The organism is Breznakia pachnodae (assembly GCF_030814225.1).
Lineage (GTDB): Bacteria > Bacillota_I > Bacilli_A > Erysipelotrichales > Erysipelotrichaceae > Breznakia > Breznakia pachnodae.
Map to the genome: position 1 here is coordinate 244,293 of NZ_JAUSUR010000008.1, position 11,684 is coordinate 255,976.

11 protein-coding genes and 1 other annotated feature are annotated in these 11,684 nt (G+C 33.6%); all 11 genes read right to left on the reverse strand.

Annotated elements, in window-relative coordinates; all coding sequences use genetic code 11:
* Nucleotides 1-48: 48 nt before the first annotated feature.
* Nucleotides 49-528 carry a transcription elongation factor GreA gene (gene greA, locus J2S15_RS18555; protein ID WP_307411361.1) on the reverse strand — a complete coding sequence of 160 codons (480 nt, stop codon included), beginning with the start codon at nt 526-528 and terminating at the stop codon, nt 49-51.
* Between the two features lie 65 nt (nt 529-593).
* The gene (mltG, locus tag J2S15_RS18560; RefSeq protein ID WP_307411364.1) at nt 594-1,670 is read right to left on the reverse strand and encodes an endolytic transglycosylase MltG; all 1,077 of its coding nucleotides are present in this window, start codon (nt 1,668-1,670) and stop codon (nt 594-596) included.
* Nucleotides 1,651-1,905: a DUF1292 domain-containing protein gene (locus J2S15_RS18565; RefSeq protein ID WP_307411367.1), complete on the reverse strand. Its 255-nt coding sequence runs from the start codon at nt 1,903-1,905 to the stop codon at nt 1,651-1,653. Before J2S15_RS18565 ends, mltG begins: the two co-directional genes overlap by 20 nt.
* Nucleotides 1,906-1,936: 31 nt before the next feature.
* Nucleotides 1,937-2,353 (reverse strand): Holliday junction resolvase RuvX, encoded by a 417-nt coding sequence (gene ruvX / locus J2S15_RS18570; protein ID WP_307411370.1) that lies wholly within the window; start codon nt 2,351-2,353, stop codon nt 1,937-1,939.
* Complete coding sequence (locus tag J2S15_RS18575; RefSeq protein ID WP_307411372.1) at nt 2,353-2,619, reverse strand: IreB family regulatory phosphoprotein; 267 nt, start codon at nt 2,617-2,619, stop codon at nt 2,353-2,355. The genes ruvX and J2S15_RS18575 overlap by 1 nt, the downstream gene beginning before the upstream one ends.
* Nucleotides 2,620-2,672: 53 nt before the next feature.
* Nucleotides 2,673-5,303, reverse strand: a complete 2,631-nt coding sequence (alaS, locus tag J2S15_RS18580) for an alanine--tRNA ligase (protein ID WP_307411375.1) — start codon at nt 5,301-5,303, stop codon at nt 2,673-2,675.
* Nucleotides 5,304-5,341: 38 nt separating this feature from the next.
* Nucleotides 5,342-5,538 (reverse strand) — a binding site (T-box leader).
* Between the two features lie 11 nt (nt 5,539-5,549).
* Nucleotides 5,550-6,770, reverse strand: coding sequence for an MFS transporter (locus J2S15_RS18585; protein WP_307411377.1), 1,221 nt, complete (start codon nt 6,768-6,770; stop codon nt 5,550-5,552).
* Between the two features lie 257 nt (nt 6,771-7,027).
* Nucleotides 7,028-7,327: a hypothetical protein gene (locus J2S15_RS18590; protein WP_307411381.1), complete on the reverse strand. Its 300-nt coding sequence runs from the start codon at nt 7,325-7,327 to the stop codon at nt 7,028-7,030.
* Between the two features lie 46 nt (nt 7,328-7,373).
* Entirely contained in the window at nt 7,374-9,551 is a 2,178-nt protein-coding gene (gene recD2 / locus J2S15_RS18595) for an SF1B family DNA helicase RecD2 (RefSeq protein ID WP_307411385.1), read from the reverse strand.
* An 18-nt stretch (nt 9,552-9,569) separates the two neighbouring features.
* Nucleotides 9,570-10,301, reverse strand: coding sequence for a CPBP family intramembrane glutamic endopeptidase (locus J2S15_RS18600; protein ID WP_307411388.1), 732 nt, complete (start codon nt 10,299-10,301; stop codon nt 9,570-9,572).
* Complete coding sequence (gene mnmA / locus J2S15_RS18605) at nt 10,291-11,448, reverse strand: tRNA 2-thiouridine(34) synthase MnmA (RefSeq protein ID WP_307411391.1); 1,158 nt, start codon at nt 11,446-11,448, stop codon at nt 10,291-10,293. The genes J2S15_RS18600 and mnmA overlap by 11 nt, the downstream gene beginning before the upstream one ends.
* Nucleotides 11,449-11,684 lie beyond the last annotated feature (236 nt).

Here is an 11,684-nt window from a genome sequence, read left to right on the forward strand (position 1 = left end):
ATATATAAATAATAATCAACCACCAAAATAAAACTCCATTTCTGGAGTTTATTTTAAACTTAAGATTTTTACTTTATAAGGTTTTTCAACATTTGTTACTGTTACCGTAGCACCTACTTTACTTTCCAATAATGCTACTGCTAATGGAGTAACATTAGAAAGTTTTCCATTAAATGGATCCGCTTCTACAGAACCAACAATTGTATAAGTTTCTTCTTCATTTGAATCTAAGTCCAAAATTGTTACTGTAGACCCTAATGAAACTGTCTTTTTAGTAGTTGTTTTCTTATCATCAATAATTTCAACGTTTGTAAGCATTGCTTCTAGTTCAGCGATTCTTGCTTCGACACGAGCTTGATGGTCACGAGCAGCATCATAATCCGCGTTTTCACTTAAATCTCCCTGAGCGCGAGCTTCTTGTAATTCCTGAATTACAATATTACGTTCTTCGTGGACTAATTTTTTCAGTTCGCCTTTTAATTCTTCATAACCAGCTTGGGTTACTAATACTTTTTCTTGATTTTCCACTTAAATCACTCCTTATTTTATTGCTTTCGTATTATAACATGTTTCTAATAATTATACTATCTTTTTTAATAATCCAAGTACTTCTCAACATTCTTTAAATGTTCTTCATAAGTTTTTGCATAATATACTGTATTATCACCTTGTACATCTGCAATAAAGTAGTAATAATCATGTTCAGCTGGATGTAATGTTGCTTCAATTGCCTGCTTGCCAGGATTTAATATTGGACCGATTGGTAAACCTTCATACATATATGTATTGTAAGGTGAATCAATATCTGATGATTTCTCACATTCTAACCAATCCTCAAACTCATATAGCGAATAACATACCGTAACACTTGATTCAAGTTTTTGTCCTTTTTCCAGACGGTTATAGAACACTCCGGCAACCATTTCCATATCTTCTTTAGAAGAACTTTCATATTGAACAACACTCGCTAATGTAATAATTTCATGTAATGACATATCACTTGCTTCTACATCATCTCGAATTTCTTCATATTCAATAGCAAAATGATTCAAGAATGTATAGGTTACTTCTTCAGGTGTTGTATCCTTCATAAAGTAATATGTTTCAGGATATAAGTATCCTTCCAGTTTAATACGATATTCACTATTTAAAATTGATTCATCTAAGAAATCATACGTATCAATGCATTGTCTTAAGAACTCTTCGTCATTCCATAGAGCAATCAGTTCATCAGCTGTTACATTTGTATTCTCTTCAATTTTCTTTGCAATGTCTTTTGCCCAGATTCCTTCCTGGAAGGTAATCAGAACTTCATCATTTTTAATATTATCAGGATTAGAAATATACTTTAAAATCTTAGGTGTACTCCAATTCTTATTCACTACATAAGTTCCTACACTAAATTCATCAATTCCATCAAAACGTGCAGATAACTTCGCCATTGAAGCATCTTTGATAATCCCCTGTTCGGCTAAATTTTCAACGATTGTAGAGACACCATCACCTTCTTTAATTTCAAAATAAATTGGTTCATCTTCACTGCTGATCGCAGATAATGAGTTATTGTAATAAGTTACAGCAACCACAGCAAAGATAACCACTACTACTGCAACCAAGGCAATTACCTTTTTTGCAGTCCATTTAAAATCCTTAAATATTGATTTCTTCATTGTCTTCCTCCGTAAATGCTAGTAAAACCTCCTCTACCATTTGCCACTCTTCTTCAGTTTCAATAGGTAAGAGTTCCCCCTCGTCATTATAGGCAGAAGCAAAAACCTCTCCGTCTACATCTGAAACACTGCGAAAGACTACATACTTTGTACTTTCATGATCAAATGTGAAAAGAATTTCCATTTCTTGCTCATTTCCAAACTCATCTTTCACAAACATACTTTTAGATTCCATGTTATACCTCCAATAAAATAGGGCAATCGCCCTATCTTACACTATCTAAATAATCTTGAAGAATGGTAACTGCTGCCATCTTGTCAATTACTTTTTTACGTTTCTTTCTTGAAACATCCGCACCAATCAGCATCCGTTGAGCACTTACTGTTGTTAAACGCTCATCCCAAAGAATTACCTTGATTCCTTGTGCTTCCAGTTTTTCTTTAAATTCAATTGATACGTCGCCTCTAATTCCAACATCACCGTTCATATGTTTTGGCAGTCCCAAAACAACTGTACGACTATTGTTTTCTTTTAACACTTTTACCACTTCTTGTAAACAGGTATCATAATCATCAGGTTCAAAGCGAATGGTTGTTACACCAGTTGCAATGATACCCATCAGATCACTGACACTCACGCCACAAGTTACGCTTCCTAAATCCAGACCAACAATTTTTTCCATTATTGCTCTTCTTTGATTGCGCTTAAGTAAAAGCGAACTAATTCTTCAATAATCTCATATCTATCAGCACCTTGAATGATAGTACGCGCATTTTTATGACTAGAAATATAAGCTGGATCATTAGAGATTAAATATCCTGAAATTTGATTAACAGAATTGTATCCTCTTTCTTCCAGAGCCTCATTTACCAGTCGTAAAACATGTTTGATATTATCTCTTTTAAATTCTTCAGATGCAAATGGCATAGTCTCTGTAATATCTTTCATATCAAGACCCCCTTTTTTGAGTTAGTTTCATTGTACAATATTTTTAACATGTTTTAAAGAGTAAACCCTAGGTTTGTACTAATTTCTTTTATTGCTTCATCTAGTTTGCTAGCATCTTTTCCACCAGCCTGTGCCATATCCGGACGGCCACCACCGTTACCACCACAAATTTGAGCAGCTTCTTTTACTAAATTACCACAATTGATTCCCTTCGCAACAGCATCCTTACTTGCACTAGCAACAAAGACAACTTTACCATTATCTTCACTAGCAACAAAGACAACTGCGCTACCAAGTTTATCTTTGATTGATGAAGCCATATCTTTTAATGCTCCACCGTTTACTCCTACAAACTTCTTAACCAGCACCTTTATACCGTCTACTTCTTTTGCATCCGATAAAAGGTTATCTGCTTCTTTTTTCATTGCTTCTTCTTTTAATGACTGAACTTCTTTTTGAAGTTGTTTGATTTCATCACTAAGACTGGTAACTTTATCTTCCATTCCATTGATTGTTTTCATTTTTAGAATAGAAGCAACATTTAATAATATTTCTTCTTCTTTCTTAAATTCTTCAAATGCTGAATATCCACACTTCGCTACAATACGGCGAATTCCTGAACCGATTGATTCTTCACTTACAATTTTGAAGACACCAATATTACCAGTTCTTTGGACATGACATCCACCACAGAATTCTTTGGATACATCACCCATCGAAACAATACGAACCACATCACCATACTTTTCATCAAACATTGCTGTAGCTCCTGTTTTCTTAGCATCCTCAATGTTCATATATTCAACCTTCACTACTTCATCTTGTTCGATAAATCGGTTGACAAGTTGTTCAACTTCATTCAATTGCTCTGAATTCACCTTCTCAAAGTGAGTGAAATCAAAACGTAAGTATTCGTCGCTTACATATGATCCTGCTTGGGCAATATGATCACCTACAATACGCTTTAATGCGCTTTGCAGTAAATGGGTAGCCGAGTGATGACGTGTTGTAAGAGCACGTTTCTTAGCACTAAGCGCCAAATGTGCCTTATCACCTGTATGAATTGTTCCATCACTGATTTCAACACTATGCAAGAATTGACCATGTGGTGCTTTTTTTACATCGATTACGTTATAAGAGACTCCATCAACGGTAACTTCACCTTGATCTGCTACTTGTCCTCCACTTTCTGCATAGAAGCAAGTCTGATCAAAGACCAACTGACCATCTTCTGATAGTTCATTAACTTTTACACCATCTTTAAACATACCAATTACTACTGCATTGCATGTCAGATTGTCATATCCAATAAATTCACTTATATCTGTGAATTCCATTAAATCTACAGATTGTGAAGTCATCGAACCAGAATCAGCACGAGCATTTCTAGCGCGTTCTTTTTGTTTTCCCATTTCTTTATCAAAACCATCACGGTCAATTGTATAACCATCATCATTTAAGATTTCTTCAGTTAATTCATAGGGGAATCCATATGTATCATATAATTTAAATGCTACCTTTCCTGAAAAAACAGTGCCATCCATTTTTGATATCTCATCATTTAATAGTTTCTCACCATTTGATAATGTTTTATGGAACGTTTCCTCTTCCGTTTTAATTAAATTTTGATTATATTCCACTTTATCCATTAAATATGGATAGAAATCTTTCATATTTTCACTTACAATTGGTACCAATTGATACATAAAGGATTCATTTAATCCTAATTTAATTCCATAACGCACTGCTCTACGTAACACTCTACGCAACACATATCCACGGCCATTATTAGAGAACATAGCTCCATCACTTAGCGCAAACACAACTGTTCTTATATGGTCTGCAATAACGCGATATGCCATTTTATACTCACCTTCATATTTATTTGGTGTAAGTTTTTCAACTTCACGAATTACTGGAAGGAATAAATCTGTATCATAGTTAGTTTCTCCACCTTGCACGATTGATACTAAACGTTCTAATCCCATTCCTGTATCAATGTTTTTCTGTGGCAATTCTTTGTATTCACTTCTTGGTTTTCCAGGCTGTGCATCGTATTGAGAGAATACAACATTCCATACTTCAATATAACGATCATTTTCTAATTCTTCAAAGAATAATCTTTCACCAATTCCTTCAGGATCATATTTTTCTCCTCGATCATAGAAAATTTCACTGTCTGGTCCACTAGGTCCAGCTCCAATTTCCCAGAAGTTTCCATCTGTCTTTAGAATATGACTTGGATCAATACCAATTTCATCTACCCATACATTGTAAGCAACATCATCATCTGTATAAACTGAGATGTACATCTTTTCTTTTTCCATTCCAATATATTCTGGGCTTGTCAGAAACTCCCAAGCAAAATGAATTGCTTCTTTCTTGAAGTAATCACCAATTGAAAAGTTTCCTAACATTTCAAAGAATGTATGATGTCTTGCTGTTTTACCAACGTTTTCAATATCATTAGTACGAATTGATTTTTGTGCATTTGCAATACGATTGCTCTTTGGTTGTTCACTACCATCAAAGTATTTCTTTAATGCTGCAACTCCTGCATTGATCCATAAAAGAGTTGGATCATTATTTGGAATTAGCGATGCTCCTGGTTCAATCATATGACCATTACTAGCAAAGTAATCTAAGAATAACTGTCGTATTTCATTTCCTGTTCTTTGTTTCATAACTATACCTCCTCATATAAAAATAAAAAACGTTCCATGTCAGGAACGTTTTAAACGCGGTACCATCCTGATTCATAAGATAATACATATCTTATGCACCTTAATTCATCTTTAACGCAGACTATACGATAAAACTCCTAAGTAGCTTCCTCAAGTTCAACTATAAAGCTTTCACCAACTGCTTTTTCTCTGGAATAGGTTCTGCATGAGTACTCATCTTATTCATCATTTTATTAATGAATTATATCACACTTTCACAGGTCTATCAAGATTACGAATTGATTTCACCATCAGACAGAAACCAACACATAAGATAGCAGCAACACCACAAATAACAAACCAGTTATGTACACCTATTTGCTCGGCAAATGCCCCTGAAAACATAAGTCCAACTGGTGCTGCAAATGACATAATAGATGATGCCACACTAACAACTCTACCTAAATACTCAGGATGAATCTTTTCTTGAATAATCGTCATAAACAGTGATGAAATGAACGGCACTGCAAATCCAGTAATAGCAGCCAATACCACAAATAACATAAATTGACTTTGAGGTATTAACCCTTGTAGTAATGTTGCAACTCCAAGTAAGACTACTCCACCCATAATACTATGCATCTTATTCTTTGTACCGCCCCAGATTCCTAGGATGATTCCTCCTGCCAACATTCCAACAGCAAACATTGTTTCTACAAACCCTGCATCAGCAATCGAGCGATCAAAATAGGTTACACTCATTAACGGATACAGTGTACTTAATGGGATATAAACAATATAGAATACAAACACTACTAATACAAAGTAATATAATCCTTTTTCCTTTTGTAGTACTTTTAATCCTTCTTTTGTATCTTCCCAAACATGTAATTCTTTTTCTTCTTGATTTTTTAATCTAGGAATATATGATATTGCAATTGTTAGTACTCCTACGATTGCTCCAATAATATCAGTAGATAGTATTACCCATAAAGGTAATACTGCAAACATTGCAGCAGCAAGAGCTGGACTTAAGACAAAAGATAAAGATTGAAGAGTGCTGGTATATCCACCACATTTTGCCAACTCTTCCTGTGGCACGATTAATGGTGTCACAGCCTGCAAACAAGGTTGATGGAATGCACTTCCTAATGCACGAATAAATAACACTACATAAATCAACCAAATTGGTACTTCCATATTAAAACTGATCAGAATCAGTACAAGTGTTGATAATGCGATACATGAATCGGAAATCATCATAATTCTCTTTCGATTATGTTTATCAACATAACTTCCAATAAATGGTCCTAAGACAGCTGCTGGTAAAAATCCTACCAGTCCTGCAATTGATAGTACAAGTGCCGATTCTGTTTGAGCAGTTAAACTCCAAATCAATGCATATTGTACGATGGCACTGGTCAATAATGATATTGCCTGACCACTCCAGATTGTAAAAAATGTTCTCTTCCATTTCGTTGTTTTCATATTGTTCTCCTCTTATAGTCCAAATTATACATAGATATTTTTTCAATAAAAGGTGTTTCATTTAAGTGGTCATAAATCTCTAGTAAGATGTAAATAATGTAAGGTAAAAGAAAAAGAATCAACAACTGTCAACTCCATTTATTAGTTAGATTTAAAACGATAAACTGTCTTTTAATTACAATGTTCTTTCTAGAATTAAGATAGAGCATAACCTGCATACTATAACTAATTTTTTATCTTCAGCATAAAGAAAATGATTAATCTATTGATTTATGATAAATTACTTCTTTTCCATTCTTTGTTGCATATTCAATTTCATTTCTTGTACTATCTCCAATATATCCATCAATATTAACAACATAAATAGCATCACTGATATCAATTTTCTTTTTATGAATCTTAGCTAACATTTGAATATCCAAGTCTTTATACTTATATCCATTAACACTATAAGCACATTGAAGAACAACATATCCATTTTTTAATTCTAGGTCTTCTGATATCTTCATCATCTCTTCAGAATATCGTATGCTTCCACAAATTGTAACTATTTTCATAATCGTTTCTCCCTTAAACAAACAAAGGTCAGTTCAACTGACCTTATCAAAATGGTATACCTTCACTATATTCCTTGATTCGTTTCAATAAACCTGTTTTACGTTCATGATACTCGGTTCTTTGAATTCCTTTTTCAAGCATTTCTTCACTACCCAATAAAACAAGTGATTTCTTTGCTCTTGTAATCCCTGTATAGATCAATCTTCGCTGAAGCATATAAATGTAATCCTTCAGGATTGGCATTACAACAATCGGATATTCACTACCTTGAGACTTATGAATTGATATGCAATAAGCATGTGTTATATTTTGTAATAGATCTCCTGTGTATTCCACAAATACACCATCATAATCTACAACCACTCTTGCCATATTATTAAAATCATTCTTCGCATCAACAATTTCCACAATCTTTCCAATATCTCCATTATACACACCATCATCTGGTTGATTTTTTAATTGAAGAATTTTATCTTGTTCACGAAATAATCGATAACCTAATTTTAATTCATTCTTTTCATTACTTGGCGGATTGCATAATTCCTGCATTGCTTTATTTAATGCATCAATCCCAGCAACTCCATTGTACATAGGTGCTAAAACCTGTACATCCAGATCACTATATCCTTTTTCAAAGGCGTTGGATACAATCTTTAATATTTGATCTTTTACCTGGAAATTCTGACAAGGAAACATCTTCACATCATTTCCCTGATGCAAACCATCCAGTCTTCCTTCTTTCATTGCATGGGCCAAAGAAATTACATCACTACCTTCACTCTGACGATAGATTTTCTCTAACCTGGTTAACGCATATTGTTCTGATTCAATTAAATCTTTCAATACAAATCCAGGTCCTACGGATGGCAACTGATTTTCATCACCAATAATTAAAATTCTGGATACATTATGAGCTGCTTTTAATAGATTATAAAACAACCAAGAATCTACCATTGAAAACTCATCAATGATAATCAGATTTGCTTCAATTGGTGTATTCTCATCAACTGCAAATGTATTTGTTTCTAAATCCCATTTTAAAAGCGAATGTATCGTCGTAGCACTAATTCCTCCTAATTCTCCCAAACGTTTCGCAGCACGCCCTGTTGGCGCACACAAAGCGATTGTAGAGTAAGGATATAGTTCTTTGTATAACTGAATGATGGCACGCACAATTGTTGTCTTCCCAGTACCTGGTCCACCTGTCAGTATAGAAAATGGCTGATCAAAGAATGTTTTCATTGCTTCTACTTGTTTCTTATCATATTCAATATTGAACTCACTAGCTACTTCATCAATGATACGATCCAAATCACCTAACTCATTAGTATTCACATCAATATAAGGGAATCCATATAAAAAGTCTGCAATCCCCTTTTCTGCATCATACTGGGTAATATGATAAAGTGCATCACCATCCAAATATACTAATCGTTCCATCTCTAATTGAGACAGATATGTTTCATATAGTTCTTCATCATAAAATGAAAATTCTTTTACTAGATGACGAAACACTTCTTCCTTTGAAGTAAATGTATTTCCTGTCTGCATCGATACATTTAATACAACAGAAACAATTGCAGCTTTTATACGATTTGGATTCATTTCATCAAATCCAAGACTCATCGCAAGTTTATCTGCTGTCTTAAATCCAATTCCATCAATGTCTATGACTAACTGATATGGGTTTTCCTTAATAACTGAAACTGCCTCATCTTCATACGTTGCTTCTATCTTTAGTATATTCTTAGTACTAATTCCATGTTGTGTTAAGAATACAACCGAATCTTCAATATCATTATCAATTCCTGATTTTAAACTTTCTTTTTGCTTCTCACTTAATCCAACAAGCTGATATACAATCTCCGGATCTTCTTTTAAAATACTAATTGCATCTTTTCCCAACTGTGCTACAATTTTGCTTGCTGCTTTTTTCCCAATTCCATCAAAGAAGGCACTAGAAAAATAACGAATAAGTGAACTGTCATCATTTGGCATCACTTGTTCATATGATTCTACTGAAAACTGCATACCATATCGTGCATGTTCGGTATAATCCCCATATAAACGATAAGGAAAATCTTCATACACTTCTCCAATATACCCAGTTACAGTAAGATACTTTTCTGCTTTTTCATCAGTTTTGAATTTTGCTACAGTATAATTATTATTTCGATAAATAATTGTACTGAAGTAACCTTCTATACACATTTTATCCTGCAAAACCATCACTCCTTATTATTAAGACAAAATAAGAGTTAATGTAGGAATTGCGTTATAACAAGCATGAAGAATAATTGGTCCATAGATTGAACCTGTTTCTTCATACATCTTAGAGAACACTAATCCCATTACTCCGTACAATACTATATACACTAGGTCTACGAAATTCCCTGACAACAAAGAATCAAACACATGTATAAATCCAAACAATGCTCCAGATACAACAGCAGACAGTACAAACCCTTGTGTTTCACGTAACCATCTGAAAATAACACCACGAAAAACAATTTCTTCTAAAATTGGTGCAAGAATAACAAGTGTTATGAATGCCAAGTAAGGTACAAATGGAATAAGAAAGCTAACATTCTCTCCATAATTTGATATATCAAGCATATTGTAAATTCCTTGTTGGTTTTCACTTGTTGTTAGCGAAAATAATATTTCAATTAGTTGCCCAATTACAATATTTGCTAAAAACAATAAACATATTCCAATAATCAAATATCGAAATACATCTCCCCAAGAAAATTTACGTTCACTTTGAAAGAGTGGTCGTGCTATTAAAACTGCTACCACTACAGAAGTTAAATAAACAAAAACCATAAACAATAAGTCATTCACTAAATCTAATTTTATTAAGATTAGTGAAAAAACAATTGGTAAAAACACAATAAAACCAAAGAAATAAAATGCAAGTAGTGCAATACGTCTAACAACATCTAATGAGTAAGTACCAAACTTATTTTGCATTACGTTTCTCCTTAATTAGCTTTTCAATATCTTCCTTATTACGATAAGCGTGTTCAATCACACCTCCACCTAAACAAATGTCACCATCATAGAACACGGCTTCCTGTCCTGGTGTAACTGATGATATTAGTTTATCAAAATATACCATTACATCGTTATTATCTAAAATTTCAATTGTTACATCATTATCTTTTTGACGATAGCGAAATTTAGCACTACAATCAAAACGATTTGGTTTTTCTTTGCTTGAGAACCAGTTCACACCACTCACATAACAAGAGTCAGCAAACAACCAAGGATTATCTTCTTTGCTGCAAACATATAGTTCATTCTTTTCTACATCTTTACCAATGACAAACCATGGACCACCATCGCCTCCGATACCAAGTCCTTTACGTTGTCCAATTGTATAGTATAAAACACCTACGTGTTCGCCAATTACTTTATTTGTATCTATATCAATAATATTTCCATTTTTTGCTGGTAAATAGTTTTTTAAGAATTCTCTAAAGTTACGTTCACCAATAAAACAAATACCAGTTGAATCTTTCTTTTCTGCTATATCAAGTTCTAATTCCTTTGCAATTCTACGAACTTCTGGTTTTTCAATATCACCAATTGGAAATAATGCTTTTTGTAGTGACTCCTGAGAAATCTGACACAAGAAATATGTCTGATCCTTATTTTGATCAGTTCCTCTTAATAGAATACTTTCATCGTCACCATGTTGCACTTGTGCATAATGTCCAGTCGCAACATAATCAAACCCTAGTTCCTCTGCATATTTTAAGAAGAAATCAAACTTAATATACTTATTACATAAGATGTCTGGATTTGGAGTTCTTCCCTTTTTATATTCTTCTAAGAAATATGTAAATACATAATCCCAGTATTCACTTACAAAATCAACACGTAATAACTCTAAACCTAGTTTATCTGCTACTCGCTTTGCGTCCATATAATCCTCTTCCTGAGGACATACATCATTATCAATTGTTGGATTACCATTGATATCATTATTCGCAAATGAATCCCAATTACGCATAAAAGCACAGGTTACATTATAACCTGCTTCCTTCAACAAATAAGCTGCTACAGCACTATCCACGCCACCAGATAAGCCCACTAAAATTTTCTTATTTTTCATAACCTATATTATAACATAACCACACTGAAATAAAACATACCAGTTCATTAAATTGCTGTAATGTCAACTACTCCTTTACTTATAAAATCAATTAGTGATTATATCACTTTACTCTTTCAAACAAAAAAAGAGAGAAATAAATCTCTCTAATGTTTAACTGGCAATTTGCTATCTTCACTAGAGCGTGCCTAGCTATTGTCGCCGTAAAAGTGCTTAACTTCTGTGTTCGAAATGGG